A 19,256-nucleotide genomic window follows, 5' to 3' on the forward strand; every position below is an offset into this window, starting at 1 on the left:
GACCGGCACATGATCACAGAACTCGGACATTTCGCCCTAATTCTCGCCTTCATGATTGCCATCGTGCAGGCCGTTATCCCCTTGATCGGCGCCCATAAACGCTGGCCCGGCTGGATGGCCGTGGCGGAACCTGCCGCACAGGCGCAATTCCTGTTTACTGCGTTCTCGTTTGGCGCGCTGATGTGGGCCTTCATCACCTCGGACTTCTCTCTGAAGCTGGTGACGCTCAACAGCCATTCGGCCAAGCCGATGCTGTACAAGATCTCCGGAACTTGGGGCAACCACGAGGGATCGATGCTGCTGTGGGTGCTGATCGTCAGCCTGTTCGGCGCCATGGCATCGGTCTTTGGCGGCGGGCTGCCCCCGACACTGAAGGCGCGCGTGCTGTCAGTGCAGGCGGCGATTGGTGTGGCGTTCTTTGCCTTCATCCTGTTCACCTCCAACCCGTTCCTGCGGCTGACGGTGCCGCCGTTTGACGGGCAGGACCTGAACCCGCTGCTGCAGGACCCGGGGCTGGCCTTCCATCCGCCGTTCCTCTACCTCGGCTATGTTGGGCTTTCGATGGCATTCTCCTTTGCCGTCGCCGCCCTGATCGAAGGCCGCATCGACGCTGCCTGGGGCCGCTGGGTGCGGCCCTGGACGCTGGCGGCCTGGGTGTTTCTGACCATCGGCATCGCGCTGGGGTCCTGGTGGGCCTATTACGAACTGGGCTGGGGCGGCTTCTGGTTCTGGGACCCGGTTGAAAACGCCTCCTTCATGCCCTGGCTGCTGGCCGCCGCGCTGCTGCACTCCGCCATCGTGGTGGAAAAGCGTGAGGCGCTGAAAAGCTGGACCATCCTGCTGGCGATCCTCGCCTTCGGCTTCTCCCTGATCGGCACTTTCATCGTGCGCTCTGGCATCATCACCAGCGTGCACGCTTTTGCCAACGACCCGGAACGCGGCGTGTTCATCCTGTTCATTCTGGCGTTTTTCACCGGCGGTGCACTGACGCTGTTTGCCGCCCGCGCCCAGGCGATGGAGGCCAAGGGCCTGTTTGGCATGGTCAGCCGCGAAACCGCACTGGTGGCCAATAACATCCTGCTGGCGGTCAGCTGCTTTGTGGTGTTCTTCGGCACCGTCTGGCCGATCGTCGCGGAGATGGTCTTTGACCGCAAGCTGAGCGTCGGCCCGCCGTTCTTCAACTCTGCCTTCACACCGTTCATGGTGGTGCTGGGGCTGATCATGCCGATCGGCGCCATGCTGCCGTGGAAGCGCGGGCGGATCGGCAAGGTGGCCTGGCAGCTGCGCTATGTGTTTTTGCTGGCGGTGTCGCTGGGCGTCTTGGCCTGGGCGATGCAGACCGGGCGGTCCGCGCTGGGGCCGGTGGGGCTGTTCCTTGGCTCCTGGATGGTGTTTGGCGCGCTGGCCGACCTGTGGCTGCGCAGCGGCAAGTCGAACCGCCTGACCCGCATGCTGCGGCTGCCGCGGGCCGACTGGGGCAAGGCCGTGGCTCATGGGGGCCTTGGCATCACCATCTTTGCCATCGCAGGCCTGACCGCCTGGGAGCAGGAGGACATCCGCGTTGCCAAGCTGGGTGAACCGTTTGAAGTTGGCGCCTTCACCTTGACGCTGAAAGACGTGAGCCGCGAGCAGGGGCCAAACTATTTCACCACCAAGGGCCGGGTCGAAGTCACCCGCAATGGCCGCCCCGAGGCAGTGATGTTCCCGGAAAAACGCGACTACCCGGTTGCCAAGATGCCCACCACCGAGGCAGCCATCGACTATCGCGTGACTCGTGACCTCTATGTGGTGCTGGGCGACCAGCAGGCGGACGGAAGCTGGACCATGCGGACCTATATCAAGCCCTTTGCCAACTGGATCTGGGCGGGCTGCATCCTGATGTCGCTTGGCGGGCTCCTCAGCCTCAGCGACCGGCGTTTCCGCGTTGCCGCGGGCGCGCGCAAGACACCCTCTGCAGGAGTGCCGGCAGAATGAAGCAGATGCGTTTCCTGATCCTTGCCTTGGCGGCGTTGATGGCTTTAGCGGTCTACGTTCCGGCCCCGGTGCTGGCAGTGGAACCGGATGAGGTGCTGGATGATCCGGCGCTGGAGGCCCGCGCCCGCGACCTGTCAGAGGGCCTTCGCTGCCTGGTTTGCCGCAATGAAAGCATCGATGACTCCAACGCCGAGCTTGCCCGCGATTTGCGCGTGCTGCTGCGCGAGCGGCTGGTGGCCGGCGACAGCGACCGGGAGGCGATGGATTTCATCGTCGACCGGTACGGCGAATACGTGCTGTTGAATCCCACAGCGCAGGGCGCCAACCTGCTGCTTTGGGCTGCGGGTCCATTGATGCTGCTGGCAGCGCTAGTGATCGGGATCTTCTATGTCCGCGGCCGGGCGCGTACGCCAAAGGCGGCAGAGCAATCCCTGAGCGCCGAAGAGCAGGAACGGCTCAAGAAAATCCTGGAGGATTGACGCCGGGTCTGTCTTTCCGGCCCGCGCGCTTTGCGTCACGATGCCTGCCAACCGGCTGCGCTGGCGGACAGATCGCGCGGCCCAGGGCTATTGTTAGATGGGGCACTCCGATGGAATACAAAGAAATCCTGTTTTCACTGCAGGACGGGCTGGCGGTGATCACGCTGAACCGGGAAGCCCGCAAGAACGCGCTGACCAGCCGGATGCGGTCGGAGATAACCCATGCGATGCGGCTGGCCGCGGGAGAGGCGCGCGCGGTGGTGCTGACGGGCGCTGGCGATGCTTTCTGCTCCGGTCAGGACCTGAGCGATGCCGGCAGCCAGGGCAAGCTGGATCTGGAGCGCACCCTGCGCGATGAGTATCTGCCGATGCTGCAGGCGATCTATGATTGCCCGGTGCCGGTGATTGCCGCAGTCAATGGCGCCGCAGCCGGGGCAGGGGCCAACCTGGCGCTGGCGGCGGATGTGGTGATTGCCTGCGAAAGCGCGTTCTTCATGCAGGCCTTCACCAAGATCGGGCTGATCCCGGATGCCGGCGGCACCTGGTTCCTGCCGCGCCAGATCGGCCTGGCCAAGGCCACGGGTGCAGCGCTGTTTGCCGACCGCATCAGCGCGCAGCAGGCCAGCGATTGGGGCATGATCTGGGAAGCGGTGCCGGACGCCGAATTTGACGCTCACTGGCGCGCGCGTGCAGCCTATCTGGCCGAAGGCCCGACCAAGGCGCTGGCTGCCACCAAGGCGGCCCTGCGCGACAGCTATGGCCGCACCTTGGCAGAGCAGTTGTCGGAAGAGGCGCATCTGCAGGGTCAATGCGGCAAGACCCGTGATTTCCTGGAAGGCGTGACCGCGTTCATGGAAAAACGCCCCGCGAAATTCGAGGGGCGCTGACGCCTTTCTGAGACTGCGGGGTTAGCCATGGCATTAGGAAACGCTTTTTGCAGCGTTTCCCGGCAAGCCCGCCCCCGGTTAAACATGTGCTTCAAAACAAAAAAAACGCCCCGCAGTTTGCGGGGCGTTTGTCATCTAGTGCCGGCTGCTCAGCGCTGTTCGATGTCGATGTAGTCGCGCATGGTTTCGCCGAGGTACAGCTGGCGCGGGCGGCCGATCTTGTTTTGCGGGTCGGCGATCATTTCCTTCCACTGCGAGATCCAGCCGACGGTGCGCGACAGCGCAAAGATCGGCGTAAACATCGAGGTCGGGAAGCCCATCGCCTCCAGGATGATACCGGAGTAGAAGTCGACGTTCGGGAACAGCTTCTTCTCAATGAAGTAAGGATCATTGAGGGCGGTCTGCTCCAGCTCCTTGGCGACCTGCAGCAGCGGGTTGTCATCAACGCCCAAGAGCTCCAGAACTTCATCCGCGGACTGTTTGAGAACGGTCGCGCGCGGGTCGGTGTTCTTGTACACGCGGTGGCCAAAGCCCATCAGGCGGAACGGGTCGTTTTTGTCCTTGGCGCGGGCGATGTATTCGGGAATGCGGTCAACAGTGCCGATTTCCTTGAGCATCTCCAGGCAAGCCTGATTGGCGCCGCCGTGGGCCGGGCCCCAGAGGCAGGCGATGCCGGCCGCGATACAGGCAAAGGGGTTCGCGCCGGAAGAGGACGCCAGGCGCACGGTAGAGGTGGAGGCGTTCTGCTCGTGATCCGCGTGCAGGGTCAGGATACGGTCCATGGCCCGGCTGAGGATCGGGTTCACGTGGTATTCCTCGGCGGGAACCGAGAAGCACATGTGCAGGAAGTTGGCGGCGTAATCCAGGTCGTTGCGCGGATAAACAAACGGCTGGCCGATCGAATACTTATAGGCCATCGCGGCGATGGTCGGCAGCTTGGCGATCAGGCGCACGGCGGCAACCTCACGCTGCCAGGGGTCGGTCACATCCAGCGAGTCGTGGTAGAAAGCCGACATTGCGCCGACAACACCCACCAGTGTCGCCATCGGGTGCGCGTCGCGGCGGAACCCGCGGAAGAAGTTGTGCATCTGCTCATGCACCATGGTGTGACGGGTCACACGGGTTTCGAAATCCTCGAGCTGGGCTGCGGTCGGCAGTTCACCGTAAAGCAGCAGATAGCAGACCTCGAGGTAGTGCGACTTGGACGCCAGCTGGTCGATCGGGTAGCCGCGGTGCAGCAGTTCGCCCTTGTCACCGTCGATATAGGTGATGGTGCTGTCGCAGCTCGCGGTGGAGGTGAAGCCCGGGTCATAGGTGAACACACCTGCCTGCGCGTAGAGCTTGCGGATGTCGACAACATCAGGCCCGGCCGTTGGCGAGAAAATGGGCAGCTCGTAATTTTCGCCATTCAGCGTGAGCGTGGCAGATTTCTGTGTCTCGGTCATAGATGTCCCTTCCTGTTGCAGGCACGAAAGCTGCCCCGTCCGGGCGTCTTCATGCGGGGCAGCGCCTGCGCGAGGCCGCGCAGGGGTTGTCGTATCAAAAACAGGCGTTCCCGGGCGGCCTGGCCGCGGTCAGCCTGTTGCGTCCTTGAGCCGGGCGATGGTTTCCTCGCGGCCCAGAATCAGCATCATGTCGAACACCGAAGGCGTTACCGCCCGGCCGGCCAGCACCGCCCGCAAGGGGCCTGCCAGTTTGCCGAACTTGGTATCATGGGCTTCTGCAAATCCGTTCAGAAGCGCCTCCAGATCGTCACGGACCCAGCTAGCATTTTGCAACTGCGGCGTCAATTCATCCAGTATACCATCGGATACAGAAGACAGGGCTTTTTCTGCCTTCGCATCCCGGTCAAGAGGCCGTGAAGCAAGGATAAAATGTGCTTTTTCAAGCAGTTCAGGGAATGTGCGCGCCCGGTCCTTGAGGCAATACATCGCACGCTCCAGGCCTTGTGACTGCGCGTCAGTCAGGGCGGCTTCCCCGGCAGCCGCCAGATAGGCGCAGATTTCTTGCCGCAGCGCGGCATCATCGCCGATGGCAATGTGCTGACCGCAGAGATTCTCCAGCTTCTTGGTGTCGAACCGGGCCGGGCTTTTGCCGATGCCGCCGAGATTAAACCACTCTTTTGCCTGCGCGTCCGTAAAAAACTCGTCATCGCCGTGTGACCAGCCGAGACGCGCCAGGTAGTTGCGCATGCCGGCCGCCGGGTAGCCCATCGCCTGGTATTCCTGCGCGCCGAGCGCACCGTGGCGTTTGGACAGTTTCTTGCCGTCCGCACCATGGATCAGCGGGATATGCGCCCAGACCGGCACGTCCCAGCCCATCGCCTGATAGATCATCATCTGGCGGGCGGCGTTGTTCAGGTGGTCGTCGCCGCGGATCACATGGGTCACGCCCATGTCGTGGTCATCAACCACAACCGCCAGCATATAGACCGGGGTTCCGTCGGAACGCAGCAGGATCATGTCGTCCAGCTGGTCGTTGCGGATGGTGACGTCGCCCTGCACCTCGTCCTTGATCACGGTGGCGCCATCCTGCGGCGCCTTGATGCGGATCACAAAAGGCGCATCCGGGTGGCTGGTGGCATCCGCATTGCGCCAGGGCGACCGGTAGAGGGTGGATTTGCCCTCAGCCTTTGCCTGATCGCGGAAGGCGGCGATTTCTTCCTGGGTGGCAAAGCATTTATAGGCCTTGCCCTCGGCCAGCAGCTGCCTGGCAACCTCGGCGTGGCGGTCCGCGCGTTCGAACTGGCTGATCACCTCACCGTCATGATCCAGCCCCAGCCATTCCATACCCTGCAGGATGGCAGCGGTGGCCTCCGGCGTGGAGCGTTCGCGGTCTGTGTCCTCGATCCGCAGCAGGAACTTGCCGCCGCGGCCGCGGGCATACAGCCAGTTGAACAGCGCAGTGCGGGCGCCGCCGATATGCAGATAGCCGGTGGGAGAAGGCGCGAAGCGGGTGACAACCGGTTGGGTCATGTGCAGGATTTACCTTTTGGAAACCATGTGAGGCGTAGAGTTTCCGCCTGTCTACCGGGCGAGACGGCGGGGGGCAAGCATGGGGCTTGGAACTGCAGCCAGCAACGTTCTGCAAGGCCAGCGCGGCAACCTGTTTCCCTGGGTGCCGGTGTTTCTGGGCACTGGCATAGCCATCTATTTCAGCCTGAAGGTTGAACCAAGCGCAACGGGTATTGCCGTATTGGCGGCTGCCTCAATGCTGTTCGCAGCTTGTGCGTTGATACGGCACGCCTTGGCCTTTCTGTGCTGGGTGCCTGCGCTGCTGGCGGCAGGGATATGCCTAGCGTTTGCACGCACCCATCTGGTGGCCGCCCCGGTGCTGGACTTCCGCTACTACGGGCCGGTTGAAGGAAGGGTGGTGGCGGTGGACCGCTCTCCCACCGATGCGCTTCGGCTGACACTGGACGAGGTTCGGCTGGACCGTGTTTCACAGGAAAAAACGCCTGCGCTGGTCAGGATTTCATTGAAGGGACAGGAAGACATACCGCCGCCCGGTGCGCGGGTGATGACCACCGCGCATTTGCTGCCGCCCCAGGGGCCGGTGGAGCCGGGCGGCTTCGATTTCCGCCGCCACGCCTGGTTCAAGCAGCTGGGCGGGCTGGGCTACACACGGGTGCCAGTGCTGCTGGCCGAAGCCCCCGGTGATGACAAGCCGGTTGAGCGGCTGCGCAGGGCACTGGCGCAATATCTGCAGAAGCGGCTGCCGGGAGAAACCGGCGGGTTTGCAGCCGCTGTCACAGCGGGCGATCGAAGCGGCGTGGGTGAGGAGACACTGACCGCTTTGCGGCAGAGCAACCTGGCGCATCTATTGGCGATTTCCGGCCTGCACATGGGGCTGCTCACTGGCTTTGTCTTTTCCGCGATGCGCACCCTGATGTGCCTGGTTCCCTGGGTCGCGCTGCGCTGGCCGGTCAAGAAGCTGGCCGCAGTTGCAGCGCTGGCCGCCGGGGGTGGCTATCTGATGCTGTCGGGCGGCAATGTCGCAACGGAACGCGCCTTTGTCATGGTGGCGGTGATGTTCGGGGCAGTGCTGCTGAACCGGCGGGCGATCACCCTGCGGGCGGTGGCGGTGGCGGCGCTGATCGTGCTGCTGCGGCGGCCGGAAAGCCTGCTGAGCCCCGGATTCCAGATGAGCTTTGCCGCCACCGCGGCGCTGGTGGCGGTGTTTGCCGCGCTGCGGGACGGGCAGGTGCAGCTGGGGCCGCGCTGGTTGCGGCCTGTGCTCGCCTTGGTGATTTCCTCTGCTGTGGCCGGGGCTGCCACGGCCCCCTTTGCGGCGGCACATTTTAACACTATTCCGCATTACGGGCTGCTGGCAAACCTGTTGTCAGTGCCGGTGATGGGCACAGTTGTGATCCCTGCCGCCGTGCTGGCCCTGACCCTGGCACCGTTCGGGCTGGAGTGGATCGGGCTGGCGGCCATGCAATGGGGGATGGATTGGATCCTGTGGGTTGCCCGGACCGTGTCCGGCTTTGACGGCTCGGTGTCCCGGGTGGCGGCACCGGGGCCCTGGGTGCTGCCGCTGCTTGCCGGGGGTTTCATTTTTGCGGTGGTCTGGCAGGGGCGGCTGCGGCTTGCCGGACTGCTGCCTGCGGCCTGTGCCTTCGCACTTTGGTTCATTGCAGAGCGCCCGGACATACTGATTGCCGACTCCGGCGGTCTGGTGGGAGTGATGGGGCCTGAGGGCCGCGCACTGTCGCGGGCCAAGGGGCAGGGATTTACTGCAGAGATATGGCTGGAGAATGACGGTGATCTGGCGTCGCAGCCCGATGCGGCCGCGCGTTGGGTTGCCGGTCCGGGCAGCCTGCCGGTCTGGCAGGGCGCAGGGTTTCGCCTGGTGCATGCGCCGGGCAAGCGTAAGCTGTCGGCAGCAAGCAATTGCAAAGACGACGATATTGTCATTTCCACAGTGGCGGAATCCAGCAACTGCCTGCTGCTGACGCCAGCAGTCATGCGGCAGACCGGCAGTATTTCCCTGACCCGGAGCGGCGGCCTGCTGACAGCCCGGGATGCTGCGGGTGAGCGGCCTTGGACAGGCTGGCAGCCGGAGGGGCAGGAAATCCGCCGCCTGCGGCTGCTGCTGAACAGGGCCAGGGGTCAGTAAGTGCGGATCAGGCCGACCAAACGGCCCTGCACCTGAACCATATCTTCGGGGTGGCGGCGGGTTTCATAGGCCGGGTTAGCAGCCTCCAGCGCGATCATGGAGCCCTCGCGGTAGTACTTCTTCAGCGTTGCCTCCTGGCCTTCGACCAGTGCCACCACGATGTCGCCGTTGTCGGCCGCGGAAGTCTCGCGGATCACCACGATGTCGCCGTCGTTGATGCCGGCCTCGATCATCGAGTCGCCCTTTACTTCCAGCGCATAGTGCTGGCCAGTGGGGGCGATCATGCCGCCGGGCACTGCCACCTGGTGCGAGACCTGGCTGATTGCCTCAATCGGCACGCCTGCGGCGATGCGGCCCATCACCGGCAGTTCAACCGCCGCCTGGCGCAGCGGGTCTGCTGATGCCGGAGCCGGCGCCGCGGCTGGAGCCTGACCGCCGTCAATCACCCTGGGGGCAAACCCCTGCGGTTCGCCAGTGCCGCCAAGGCTTTCTGGCAAGCGGATGATTTCAATGGCGCGGGCGCGGTGCGGCAAGCGCCGGATGAAACCGCGCTCCTCCAGCGCAGTGATCAGCCGGTGGATGCCAGATTTCGACCTGAGGTCGAGTTCAGTCTTCATTTCGTCAAAACTGGGGGGCACGCCATCGCGTTGCAGGCGTTTGTGAATGAATTCCAGCAGTTGAAGTTGCTTCTTTGTGAGCATCGCCGCTCCCTCCGTGCCTCATGTTTTCTTTTGTTCTACGCATGTTCACGTTTTGTGTCAACATGGCTGTATTCGAACAATCGCAGTGGCAGGGTCGGAGGCTGCCGCGTCCGGTTTGAGTATTTGCGCAAAGAAGAACCGGGTTCAGACGGAGAGGTATTGCACCGTTTCACCTGCAGTGCGGGCACCGTCGCTCGGCGGGCGCACCAGCAGGGCGTTGGCGTCGGCCAGAATGGTGAGAAGCGAACTGTCCTGGTTCCCAAAAGCAGTCAACTGGCCGTTTTCGACCCTTGCACGCATGTAGTGCTCCCGCGGGCCGTTTTCGCCGAGCGGTTCAGCAAGGATTGCTTCCTGCAGTTGCTGGGCTTCAGACGGCAATCCCAGCATGACCTGGACCATCGGCGCCAGGAAGACATGGCCGCAAACCATAGCAGACACCGGGTTGCCCGGCAGGCCGACCATTGCTGCGGCGCCCATGCGGCCGGCCATCAGCGGCTTGCCGGGGCGCATCGCGACTTTGTAAAAGCTGCGCTCCATTCCAAGGTCCTGCGCCACCTTGCCGACCAGATCGTGATCGCCAACCGAGGCACCGCCGATGGTGACCACCAGATCTGCGCCCTCAGCTAGTTCAAACGCTGTGCGCAAGGAGCTTTCGGTGTCGCGGGCAATGGGCAGGATACGGGCGCGGGCGCCCATACCTTCCAGCATCGCCTTGAGGCCGAAGGTGTTGGAAGCGATAATCTGGTCCGGACCAGGCGTCCCGCCAGGCATCACCAGCTCGTCGCCGGTGGAAATCAGCGCAATCTCCGGGCGGCGGGAGACGGGAACCGACGGAATGTTCATCGCGGCCAGCAGAGCGATATCCGAAGGGGTCAGACGTTTCAGTGCGCGGACGGTCTGGCCATCGGTGAAATCACCGCCGCGGGGGCGGATGTTGTGATTTCTGCCAGGTTCATCTTTGATGGTGATGAGATCGCCAGAACGGCTGACATCTTCTTGGATAACAACGAAACTTGCGCCTTCGGGCACCGGGGCGCCAGTGAAAATCCGAACCGCCTGGCCGGCTCCGACGCGGCCAGCGAATGCGTGGCCGGCAGCGGCCTCGCCGATCACCTTGAACATGGCGTGCAGCTCAACCTCGGCGGCGTTGACTGCATAGCCGTCCATCGCGGAGGCTGAGAACGGCGGCTGGTCGCGGCGGGCCTGAACGTCGCGAGCGAGCACCCGGCCTGAGGCCTCGGCCAAGGGAATTTCCTCGGTTTCCAGCTGGCTGACAAGCGCCAGAAGATGCGCGCGGGCTTCACTGACAGGGATCATTTACGCCTCGTACCGGCCTGATTTTCCGCCATCTTTCAGCGTGACACGGATACCGCCGATCTGCATCGCCTTGTCCACTGCCTTGGCCATGTCATAGACGGTGAGCGCGGCGGTGGAGACGGCAGTGAGCGCCTCCATCTCAACCCCGGTCTGGCCGGTGGTCTTGACCGTGGCCTCAACCCGCACGCCGGGCAGGTCCGGATCCAGCGTCAGTTCCACCGCGACTTTGGTCACCGGCAGCGGGTGGCAGAGCGGGATCAGATCGGGCGTCTTCTTAGCACCCATGATGCCTGCGAGACGAGCCACCGACAGCACATCGCCCTTTTGGGCGCGACCTTCGGCAATGATATCAAAGGTTTCCTGCGCCATGGTGATGTGACCCTCGGCGGTGGCAATGCGCGAGGTCACCGCCTTGTCCGAGACGTCGACCATATGGGCGTCGCCCTTGGTGTCGAAATGCGTGAGGCTCATATGGTCCTCCTTTACATCATGCCAGGCATCAACGGGTTGGTGAGCAGCGCACGGGTGGCGCCAGCCACATCATCCTGCCGCATCAGGCTTTCGCCGATGAGGAAGGTGCGGGCGCCGTAGCGGGCCATATCGCTGAGGTCCTCAGGCGTGAAAAGCCCGCTTTCGCAGACGATTGTGCGGTCGGCAGGCACCATGCGGGACAGGGTCCGGGTGGTGTCCAGAGTTGTCTCGAAGGTCTTGAGGTTGCGGTTGTTGATGCCCATCAGCGGCGATTTCAGATTGCAGGCGCGTTCCAGCTCTTCGGCGTCGTGCACTTCCAGCAGCACATCCATGCCCCATTCAAAGGCGCTTTCCTCCAGCTCCTGCGCCTGGGCGTCGGAAACCGTAGCGAGGATGATCAGAATGCAGTCGGCCCCCAGCGCGCGGGCTTCGGCCACCTGGTAGGTGTCATACATGAAGTCCTTGCGCAGCGCAGGCAGCGCGCAGGCCTCGCGGGCCTGGGTGAGAAAGTCCTTGGCGCCCTGGAAGCTGGGGGTGTCGGTCAGCACCGACAGGCAGGTGGCGCCCCCGTCTTCATATGCCTTGGCCAGTTCGGCCGGTTCAAAATCGGGGCGGATCAGGCCCTTGGAGGGGCTCGCCTTCTTGATCTCGGCAATCAGGCCATAGCCTGTGCGGTTGGCTTGCATCAGACTGTCGGCAAAGCCGCGCACCGGGGAGGCTTCGCGCGCCTCGGCCTCGACCGCCTCAAGCGGTTTGGCGGCCTTGTCCGCGGCCACTTCCTCAAGCTTGTAGGCCTTAATCTTGTCGAGCACGTTTTCGGTCATACCGGCGTCTCCGTTCCTGCGTTCCAGTCTATGGCATCTTCGCCGCGGGCGGTAAGCCAATTGTTCACTTTTGAAAAGGGCCGGGACCCGAAGAAACCGCGCCGCGCCGAAAGGGGCGAGGGATGGGCGGTTTTCAGGATCAGGTGATCGCCCGGTTTGATATGTTTTTCAAGCTTTTGTGCAGCATTTCCCCAGAGAATGTATGCGGTGGGGCGCGCCGATGTCAGCTCCAGCACCTGATGCATCAGGTGATGCCAGCCAAGGAGCTTGTGGCCGTTCGCTTCGCCTGCCGGGACTGACAGGGCAGTGTTCAGAAGAAGAACGCCTTGGCGCGCCCAGCCGCGCAGATCCGCGTTGGGTCGGGTGACGCCAAGATCGTCTGCCAGTTCCTTGTAAATATTGGACAAGGACCGGGGAAGGGGGCGCACATGCGGTTCTGCCGAGAAGGCCAGGCCGTGGGCGTGGCCCGGTGTCGGATAGGGGTCCTGGCCGAGGATCACCACCCGGGTGTCCGCTGGCTGGGTCAGCTCCAGCGCCGCAAACCGCTGATGCGCGGGCGGCAGGATTTCCCGTCCATCCGCATCAATCGCGGAGGAAATCCCGGGCCAGACAGTGCTGAAAAACGGCAGGCTGGACCAAGTCCCCAGCCCTGCAGGCAGATCAGTCATGCGGCTGAGGTGATCCGGGCCAGTGCTTCGACCTTGGCCTTGGCGGCACCGCTGTCGATCGACTCGGCGGCGCGTGCCACGCCTTCCTTGAGGTCTGCGGCCTTGCCAGCTACAACCAGCGCGGCGGCGGCATTCAGCAGCACCGCGTCGCGGTAGGCCGAGGGCGTGCCTTGCAAAAGCACGCGGAAGGCCATGGCGTTTTCCTCCGGGGTGCCACCAACGATCTTGTCGAAGTCATGCACCGGCAAGCCCGCGTCCTCGGGGTGCAGCTCGACGTCGCGAATTGTGCCGTCCTCCTCCAGCGCTGAGACCCAGCTGACGCCGGTAATGGTCAGCTCATCGGTTCCATCGGAGCCATGCACCAGCCAAGCGCGCTCAGACCCGAGGGTTTTAAGGGTTTCCGCCATGGGACGGATCATTTCGCGGCTGAAGGCGCCGGTCAGCTGGCGCTTGACGCCGGCCGGGTTGGTCAGGGGGCCGAGGATGTTGAAGATGGTCCGGGTGCCAAGCTCAGCCCGGGTGGGCATCACATGCGCCACCGCCGGGTGGTGCATCGGCGCCATCATGAAACCAATCCCGGCCTCATTTATCGCCTTTTCAACAACTTCCGGGCCGACCATCACGTTGATGCCCATCTGGGACTGCATGTCTGCAGTGCCGGATTTGGAACTGAGGTTGCGGTTTCCGTGCTTGGCGACCACCGCGCCGGCGCCCGCCGCGACAAAGGCAGTGGCGGTGGAGATGTTGAGGGTGTTCTTACCGTCGCCGCCGGTGCCAACGATATCCATGGCGCCGGCGGGCGCCTTCACCGGATTGCATTTGGCGCGCATCACCGCGGCGGCGGCGGCGTATTCATCAACGCTTTCACCGCGGGTGCGCATGGCCATCAGCAGGCCGCCGATCTGGCTCGGCGTGGCCTCGCCCTCAAACAGCAGGGTGAAGGCCTTCTCGGCTTCTTCGCGGGACAGGGAACGTTCGGCAGCGGCACCGATCAGCGGCTTCAGCTGGTCGCTCATGCCGGCACCTGCATCACGTCGAGGAAGTTCTTCAAGAGCGCATGGCCGTGTTCGGAGGCAATTGATTCCGGGTGGAACTGGACTCCGTGAATCGGCAGTTCCTTGTGCTGCAGACCCATGATGGTGCCGTCTTCCAGCTCAGCCGTGATTTCCAGGCAATCAGGCAGGCTTTCGCGCTCCACCACCAGAGAGTGATAGCGGGTTGCCTCAAAAGGTGTCGGCAAGCCTTTGAAAACGCCGGTGTCCTTGTGGTGCATCATGCCCATCTTGCCGTGCACGATCTCGTGGCAGCGCACGACCTTGCCGCCGAAGGCCTGGCCGATGGTCTGGTGGCCGAGGCAGACCCCCATCAGCGGCGTCTTGGTCTCTGCCGCGGCCTCAGTCAGGGCGAGGCAGATGCCGGCCTGATCCGGGTCGCACGGGCCGGGCGACAGCAGAATGCCTGAGGGCTTCATCGCCATCGCTTCCTGCACGTTGATGGCGTCGTTACGGTGCACTTCCATTTCGGCGCCAAGCTCGCCGAGGTAGTGGACGAGGTTGTAGGTGAAGGAATCGTAGTTGTCGATCAGCAGCAGCATCTTGCGGGCTCTTTTAAGGGTGGCGGGCGGGGTGCGCGCCGCAGTATAGTGGTTGCAACATACTTGTTCAGGGATACGAGGCAGCGTCAAGGGCAGGAAGGGCGAATGCGGGGGCGAACCGGCACATGGTTCACACTGGCAGGCCTGAGCGGCGCAGCACGGCAGAAAGATTGAGAGGCAAAACAGGCATGCGTGGATTTCTGGGCGGCGTGAGTGTCGGGGCTTTGCTGGCGGCGGGCGGACTGGCGATGCTATCACTGTCGGTGCCACTGCCGCAGACGGCGGTCAAACCGGAACCAACGCCGGAACCTGCCGGCCAAACTGCGGGTGCTGCGCCTGCGGTGGCGGAAACTCAAGCGGCGGAGGCTCCGCAACCGGTTGCGCATGACCCCGGTGAAGTGCCGCAAATGCCCAATGGCGGCGGTGAGGAAGCAGTGGTTCCCGGCAATGGCCAGCGCGACGCCGATCTGGCTGAGGTTCAGCCCGAGGCGCCCGGTGCAGAGGCCGCCGGAGATGACCTGAGCGCCCTTGCTGGCGCCGATACGACTCCGGCAGACCAGCCTGCGGTAGGCCTTGTCACCGCGATGCAAAGCGCGGGTAAGCTTGCACCGGCAAAGGCTCCGGACCCCGTAGTGACCGCCGCCGGGCACCAGCCGCAGTCGGCATTGCCTGCCGCCCCGCAAGAGCCGGGCAGCGAAAGTGTGATTGTGGCGTCAACAGAACCCGCAGCCGCGCCGGAAGAAAACCCCAGGGAAGGGGAGCTTGGGACGGTTGAACTGCCTGTGCAGGAGAAGGCCCCCGCGACAGCCGAAGCCCCTGTGACCAGCACCTTACAGGTTCCAGATATCGGCACTGCGCCTGCAGAAATTACTCTGCCGGTGATCGGGGCTGCATCTGGCATCCCGGCGGCCGCGGGCAGCAGTGATTCCGGTGAAAGTGCGGAACAGGCTGCGGCTTCGGAAGCCGCCGAACCTGCACCCTTGACGCCCAGTATCGGAACACTGGTTGTGCCGCTGACTGAGCGGGACAAACAGGAAACCATCTCGAACGGTTTTGGCGGCGAACCTGTGGCCAATCCGTTTACTGCCAATGCGGAACCGTTCCTCAACCCCGAAGACCGGCCTTTGATGTCGATTGTGCTGATTGATGATGCAGGCGCAATTGGCGCGGAGGCCCTAGCGGAATTTCCCTACCCCTTGAGCTTTGCGATCGACCCGGAGGATCCTGAGGCAGCCGCGAAAATGGCCGCCCGCCGGGAGGCCGGCTTTGAGGTTCTTTTGCTGGCGGACCTGCCGCGTGAAGCGACGCCGCAGGACGCGGAAACCTCCTTTGAGGTCTGGCGCGGCAAGCTGCCGGAAGCAGTGGCAATCCTCGAAGGTGTTGATACCGGCGTGCAGGGAAACCGTCCGCTTGCGGACCAAGTGGCGGCGGTGGCGGCGTCAGCCGGTTACGGCCTGGTGACCCAGGACAGCGGCCTTAACACAGTGCAGAAACTGGCGCTGCGTGACGGCGTGCCGGCTGGTGTGGTGTTCCGCGATTTTGACGGTGCAGGACAGGATCCGCGGGCGATCCGGCGGTTTCTGGATCAGGCGGCATTCCGGGCCGGGCAGGAGGGCGCGGTAATCATGCTGGGACGTCTGCGCCCGGATACGATCTCAGCTTTGCTGCTGTGGGGCCTGCAAGACCGGGCGGAGCGGGTGGCGCTGGCACCGGTCTCAGCCAGCCTGGATTCGCTGCTGCCCGAGAAGTGATCCCTCGCAAAGTGAAACGGCGCCCTGTACAGGCGCCGTTGCCTTCGGCAGGAGTGTTTTCACAAGAAAGAAGCGGGGTATCCCGCCATCTTGGGGTTAGCTGTTGCCGTTTCCGGTAAAACGAGCGGCGTCGGCGGCAGCACGGCGGATAGCGTTGGATTTGTGGACAGTCTCCATGTATTCGGCCTCCGGGTCGCTGTCATAGACAACGCCGCCGCCGGCCTGGATATAGAGGTTCTGATCCTTGACGATCGCCGTGCGCAGAGCAATGCACATGTCCATGTCGCCGCCGGCCGAGAAATAACCGACACCGCCGCCGTAGATGCCGCGCTTTTCAGGCTCCAGTTCGTCGATGATTTCCATCGCCCGCACCTTGGGCGCGCCGGAGACAGTGCCAGCGGGCATGCCGGCAAAGAAGGCATCCAGCGCATCCTTGTCCTCTGCCAGCTCACCCACGACATTGGAGACAATGTGCATCACATGGCTGTAGCGTTCGATGATGAACTTCTCAGTCGGGCGCACGGTGCCGATTTTGGCCACCCGGCCAGTGTCGTTGCGGCCCAGGTCCAAGAGCATCAGGTGTTCTGCCAGCTCCTTTTTGTCGGCCAGCAGATCCAGTTCCAGCGCCTTGTCCTCCTCGGGCGTGGCACCGCGGGGGCGGGTGCCTGCGATGGGGCGGATAGTGACCTCCTGCCCGAAGACACGGACCAGGATTTCCGGGCTGGCACCCACCACCTGGAAACCGCCGAAGTTGAAGTAGAACATGAAGGGCGACGGGTTGGTGCGCCGCAGCGAGCGATAAAGTGCGAATGGCGGCTGGCGGAATTCCTGGGTCCAGCGCTGTGCCGGCACCACCTGAAAGATGTCGCCCGCGCGGATGTATTCCTTGGCCTTCTCCACTGCGGCCATGTAACCGTCCTTGGTGAAGTTCGACACCGGCGGAGCAGCTTCATGGGCGTCGCCGAGGTCGCGGCTTTCGGCGGGCATGGCGCGCTCCAGATCGCGTACCGCGTCCATCACCCGTTCAGCGGCCTGAGCATATGCCGCCTTGGCTGTCTGGCCATCGCTGGACCAGACGGGGGAGACCACGGTCACCTCGCCCTTGACGCCGTCCAGAACGGCAATCACGGAGGGGCGCAGCATAAGCGCGTCGGGCAGTCCGAGCGGATCCGGGTTCACATCCGGCAGGTGTTCGACCAGACGGATCATGTCATAGCCGAGGTAGCCAAAGAGCCCGGCCGCTGCCTGGGGCAGGTCGTCGGGCAGGTCGATTTTGCTCTCGGCAATCAGCGCCCGCAGGTTGTCCATTGGGTTGCCATCCTGCGGCGTAAAGTCATCCGCATCGAACCGCGCCGAGCGGTTCAGGGCGGATTGCTCTCCGTGGCAGCGCCAGACCAGATCCGGTTTCATGCCAATGATCGAATAGCGCCCGCGCACCTCGCCGCCGGTAACGGACTCCAGCATGAAGGCGTCCTTCTGTGCGCCGGTCAGCTTGAGCATCAGCGACACCGGCGTGTCGAGATCGGCGGCAAGGCGGGTGTAGACGACCTGGTTTTTGCCGGCCTCATAGGCTTTGGAGAAACTGTCGAAATCGGGGGTCAGGGCCATGGGTCTGGTGCCTTGGTTACTGGAAGTTCGCCTGCGCTGCGTTCAGCGCCTGCTGGTCTACACGGGGTTCGGCGCGGGTCTGGACGTCCTGCGCATAGGCCTGAAACAGCTCTTGTGCCAGCGCCTGATCCAGCTGTGCCTGCAGCGCCTGGGTCAGCAGGGTCATGTCGTCGCTTGCTTCCGGCGGCAGGATGGCGTCGAGACGGACAACCACGGCAGAGTCGGCGTCCTGGACTAGGCGGAAATCGCCGATCTCCATCCCGAATACTCCTGCAACCAGACCCGCCGGCACTGTATCGATATAGGCGGTGCGGGTGAGCGCGGTTTCGGTTTTCACTTCGGCATCTTCTGCAAAACCGCCTGCGGCTTCTGCCTGCGCCAGAAGCGCTTCGCCCTGGTCCTTCAGAGCGTTGGCAAGCCGGTCTGCCTGCCAGGCGGCCAGAACCTTCTCCTTGGCATCATCAAAGGGTTCTGGGCGTTCCGGCAGGGTGTCGTCCAGGCGGAGGGCAAACAGGCTGCCGTCCTCAAGGAAGTCAACTTCCGGGAAGTCGTCGGCGGTTACGGCAGCGGCGGCGGTGCGGAAGCCTTCGTAGGCCGCGATGTCATCGCTGCTGTCTTCGGTCCAGTTGATCTGGGCCAGTTCCAGACCGCTTTCGGTTGCCAGCTCCTCCAGCGTGGCGCCGCCGGCCAGCATGTCGTCGATATCTTCGGCCTGGGTTTCCACCAGGCGGCGGGCGCGGTCGGAGGCAAGCTCTTCCACCAGTTCCGGCTTGGCGTCTTCAAAGGTGGTGATCTGTGCCTCCAGACGGCCGTTCACGCGGTAGAGCGCCGGGCCGAGGTCCGAGGCCAGCGGGCCTGCCACGGCGCCCACCTCAGCAGCAAAGACATCAGTGCCGGCTGGGCCAAGGTCGCCCATGGTGACGTCGCCCATGTCGATGTCCTGAAGTGTCAGGCCGCGGCCCTCGACCAGGCTTTCAAAGGTGGCGCCACCGGTTTCCAGCTGTGCCTTGGCGCTGGCGGCTGCTTCCTCACCGCCAAACACCAGACGTTCGACCAGACGGCGTTCGGGAACCTGGTACTGGTCAGAGCGGTCCTCGAACAGGCGCTGCAGCTGGGCCTCGTCCACCTCGATCTCGTCCAGCAGCATGGAGGGACGCAGAGCGGCATAGGTGATGACCTTGGTTTCCGGCAGCATGAACTGGTCCTGATTGGCCTCGTAGAAAGCTTTCAAGTCCGCGTCCGATGCAACCTCAGCTGTCAGGTCGATTTCCGCGGCGTTGATCTGCACATAGGAGAAGCTGCGGCGGGCGCCGATATAGCTGGTCAGGGTTTCGGTCAGGGTTTCGGGCATCTTGGCGCCGGACAGAACCGCGTTTTGCACGATGGTGCGGGCGGCCTCGCGGCGCAGGTCTTCTTCGAATTCCTTTTCCGTGAGGCCGGCATTGCGCAGAGCAAAACTGTAGGCCTCGCGGTCGAACTGTCCGTTCACACCCTGGAAAGCGTCGATGGCAGCCAGTTCCTCGATCAGGTTCTCATCACCCAGCGACAGACCGAGGCTCTTGGCCTCGTGATCCAGTGCCGCCAGGGAAATCAGGCGGCCCAGGACCACCCGGTCAAGGCCGAAAGCGGTCATCTGCGCCATGGACATAGCCTGGCCGGTCTGCGCCTGCAGGGCACGCTGCTCGCGCTGCAGCTCGCGCACATAGGTGCCGATGCTGACATCCTCGTCACCGACCTGGGCAACGGAGGAAGAGGAGCTGGAGAAGTTCACGGCGCCAAAGCCGGCAAGGCCGACAATCAGCATCCCCATCAGGATCCAGACGAAGGTTTTGGATAGATGTTTCATGCCTGCGGCCATGATGCC

The 19,256-nt window shown here is 63.6% G+C and carries 16 protein-coding genes; 5 read left to right on the forward strand and 11 right to left on the reverse strand.

Translation table 11 applies throughout. The features are described 5' to 3' along the window. The first annotated feature begins 9 nt into the window (after positions 1–9). The 3 genes from RA26_RS09070 (at position 10) to RA26_RS09080 (ending at position 3,340) form a co-directional block, all read left to right on the forward strand. Positions 10–1,974, forward strand: a complete 1,965-nt coding sequence (locus tag RA26_RS09070) for a heme lyase CcmF/NrfE family subunit (protein WP_039182889.1) — start codon at positions 10–12, stop codon at positions 1,972–1,974. A 5-nt stretch (positions 1,975–1,979) separates the two neighbouring features. Next, positions 1,980–2,453 (forward strand): cytochrome c-type biogenesis protein, encoded by a 474-nt coding sequence (locus RA26_RS09075; protein WP_039183430.1) that lies wholly within the window; start codon positions 1,980–1,982, stop codon positions 2,451–2,453. Between the two features lie 110 nt (positions 2,454–2,563). Further along, positions 2,564–3,340: an enoyl-CoA hydratase-related protein gene (locus RA26_RS09080; protein WP_039182892.1), complete on the forward strand. Its 777-nt coding sequence runs from the start codon at positions 2,564–2,566 to the stop codon at positions 3,338–3,340. Positions 3,341–3,489: 149 nt separating this feature from the next. Here the strand turns inward: RA26_RS09080 and RA26_RS09085 are convergent, their stop codons facing one another. After that, on the reverse strand, positions 3,490–4,785 hold the full coding sequence (locus RA26_RS09085; RefSeq protein ID WP_039182896.1) for a citrate synthase: 1,296 nt from the start codon (positions 4,783–4,785) through the stop codon (positions 3,490–3,492). A 129-nt stretch (positions 4,786–4,914) separates the two neighbouring features. After that, complete coding sequence (gene gltX / locus RA26_RS09090; protein WP_039182899.1) at positions 4,915–6,315, reverse strand: glutamate--tRNA ligase; 1,401 nt, start codon at positions 6,313–6,315, stop codon at positions 4,915–4,917. Between the two features lie 79 nt (positions 6,316–6,394). On the opposite strand from gltX, the gene RA26_RS09095 reads away from it, so the two are divergent. Further along, on the forward strand, positions 6,395–8,458 hold the full coding sequence (locus RA26_RS09095; RefSeq protein WP_039182902.1) for a ComEC/Rec2 family competence protein: 2,064 nt from the start codon (positions 6,395–6,397) through the stop codon (positions 8,456–8,458). On the opposite strand, the gene lexA is transcribed toward RA26_RS09095, so the two are convergent. From lexA to RA26_RS09130, 7 genes are all read right to left on the reverse strand, one after another. Continuing rightward, a complete protein-coding gene (lexA, locus tag RA26_RS09100) occupies positions 8,452–9,159 on the reverse strand; it encodes a transcriptional repressor LexA (RefSeq protein WP_039182905.1) in 708 nt (235 codons plus the stop codon). The two genes, RA26_RS09095 and lexA, sit on opposite strands and share 7 nt — an antisense overlap. Before the next feature lie 144 nt (positions 9,160–9,303). Continuing rightward, complete coding sequence (locus RA26_RS09105; RefSeq protein ID WP_039182908.1) at positions 9,304–10,476, reverse strand: molybdopterin molybdotransferase MoeA; 1,173 nt, start codon at positions 10,474–10,476, stop codon at positions 9,304–9,306. Beyond that, the gene (gene moaC, locus RA26_RS09110) at positions 10,477–10,947 is read right to left on the reverse strand and encodes a cyclic pyranopterin monophosphate synthase MoaC (protein WP_039182912.1); all 471 of its coding nucleotides are present in this window, start codon (positions 10,945–10,947) and stop codon (positions 10,477–10,479) included. It abuts the gene before it with no gap. 11 nt (positions 10,948–10,958) lie between these two features. After that, positions 10,959–11,771, reverse strand: coding sequence for an indole-3-glycerol phosphate synthase TrpC (trpC, locus tag RA26_RS09115; protein WP_039182914.1), 813 nt, complete (start codon positions 11,769–11,771; stop codon positions 10,959–10,961). Next, positions 11,768–12,439, reverse strand: a complete 672-nt coding sequence (locus tag RA26_RS09120) for a uracil-DNA glycosylase (protein ID WP_039182917.1) — start codon at positions 12,437–12,439, stop codon at positions 11,768–11,770. Before RA26_RS09120 ends, trpC begins: the two co-directional genes overlap by 4 nt. Next, the gene (trpD, locus tag RA26_RS09125; protein ID WP_039182920.1) at positions 12,436–13,455 is read right to left on the reverse strand and encodes an anthranilate phosphoribosyltransferase; all 1,020 of its coding nucleotides are present in this window, start codon (positions 13,453–13,455) and stop codon (positions 12,436–12,438) included. The genes RA26_RS09120 and trpD overlap by 4 nt, the downstream gene beginning before the upstream one ends. Then, a complete protein-coding gene (locus tag RA26_RS09130) occupies positions 13,452–14,033 on the reverse strand; it encodes an anthranilate synthase component II (protein ID WP_039182922.1) in 582 nt (193 codons plus the stop codon). Before RA26_RS09130 ends, trpD begins: the two co-directional genes overlap by 4 nt. 188 nt (positions 14,034–14,221) lie before the next feature. On the opposite strand from RA26_RS09130, the gene RA26_RS09135 reads away from it, so the two are divergent. Then, a complete protein-coding gene (locus tag RA26_RS09135) occupies positions 14,222–15,784 on the forward strand; it encodes a divergent polysaccharide deacetylase family protein (RefSeq protein ID WP_039182924.1) in 1,563 nt (520 codons plus the stop codon). A gap of 96 nt (positions 15,785–15,880) precedes the next feature. Here the strand turns inward: RA26_RS09135 and trpE are convergent, their stop codons facing one another. Continuing rightward, the gene (gene trpE, locus RA26_RS09140; protein WP_039182927.1) at positions 15,881–17,392 is read right to left on the reverse strand and encodes an anthranilate synthase component I; all 1,512 of its coding nucleotides are present in this window, start codon (positions 17,390–17,392) and stop codon (positions 15,881–15,883) included. 16 nt (positions 17,393–17,408) lie between these two features. Continuing rightward, positions 17,409–19,250 (reverse strand): peptidylprolyl isomerase, encoded by a 1,842-nt coding sequence (locus RA26_RS09145; protein ID WP_039182929.1) that lies wholly within the window; start codon positions 19,248–19,250, stop codon positions 17,409–17,411. Positions 19,251–19,256 lie beyond the last annotated feature (6 nt).

It is taken from the genome of Leisingera sp. ANG-M7 (genome assembly GCF_000813965.1).
GTDB lineage: Bacteria > Pseudomonadota > Alphaproteobacteria > Rhodobacterales > Rhodobacteraceae > Leisingera.

Bases quoted from the DNA above. Each gene is read 5' to 3' on its own strand.
- lexA (WP_039182905.1), bottom strand. From the start codon at position 9,159: ATGCTCACAAAGAAGCAACTTCAACTGCTGGAATTCATTCACAAACGC.
- trpC (WP_039182914.1), bottom strand. From the start codon at position 11,771: ATGACCGAAAACGTGCTCGACAAGATTAAGGCCTACAAGCTTGAGGAA.
- RA26_RS09085 (WP_039182896.1), bottom strand. From the start codon at position 4,785: ATGACCGAGACACAGAAATCTGCCACGCTCACGCTGAATGGCGAAAAT.
- RA26_RS09145 (WP_039182929.1), bottom strand. From the start codon at position 19,250: ATGGCCGCAGGCATGAAACATCTATCCAAAACCTTCGTCTGGATCCTG.
- RA26_RS09080 (WP_039182892.1), top strand. From the start codon at position 2,564: ATGGAATACAAAGAAATCCTGTTTTCACTGCAGGACGGGCTGGCGGTG.
- RA26_RS09075 (WP_039183430.1), top strand. From the start codon at position 1,980: ATGCGTTTCCTGATCCTTGCCTTGGCGGCGTTGATGGCTTTAGCGGTC.
- moaC (WP_039182912.1), bottom strand. From the start codon at position 10,947: ATGAGCCTCACGCATTTCGACACCAAGGGCGACGCCCATATGGTCGAC.
- RA26_RS09105 (WP_039182908.1), bottom strand. From the start codon at position 10,476: ATGATCCCTGTCAGTGAAGCCCGCGCGCATCTTCTGGCGCTTGTCAGC.
- RA26_RS09130 (WP_039182922.1), bottom strand. From the start codon at position 14,033: ATGCTGCTGCTGATCGACAACTACGATTCCTTCACCTACAACCTCGTC.
- RA26_RS09070 (WP_039182889.1), top strand. From the start codon at position 10: ATGATCACAGAACTCGGACATTTCGCCCTAATTCTCGCCTTCATGATT.
- trpD (WP_039182920.1), bottom strand. From the start codon at position 13,455: ATGAGCGACCAGCTGAAGCCGCTGATCGGTGCCGCTGCCGAACGTTCC.
- RA26_RS09135 (WP_039182924.1), top strand. From the start codon at position 14,222: ATGCGTGGATTTCTGGGCGGCGTGAGTGTCGGGGCTTTGCTGGCGGCG.
- gltX (WP_039182899.1), bottom strand. From the start codon at position 6,315: ATGACCCAACCGGTTGTCACCCGCTTCGCGCCTTCTCCCACCGGCTAT.
- RA26_RS09120 (WP_039182917.1), bottom strand. From the start codon at position 12,439: ATGACTGATCTGCCTGCAGGGCTGGGGACTTGGTCCAGCCTGCCGTTT.
- trpE (WP_039182927.1), bottom strand. From the start codon at position 17,392: ATGGCCCTGACCCCCGATTTCGACAGTTTCTCCAAAGCCTATGAGGCC.
- RA26_RS09095 (WP_039182902.1), top strand. From the start codon at position 6,395: ATGGGGCTTGGAACTGCAGCCAGCAACGTTCTGCAAGGCCAGCGCGGC.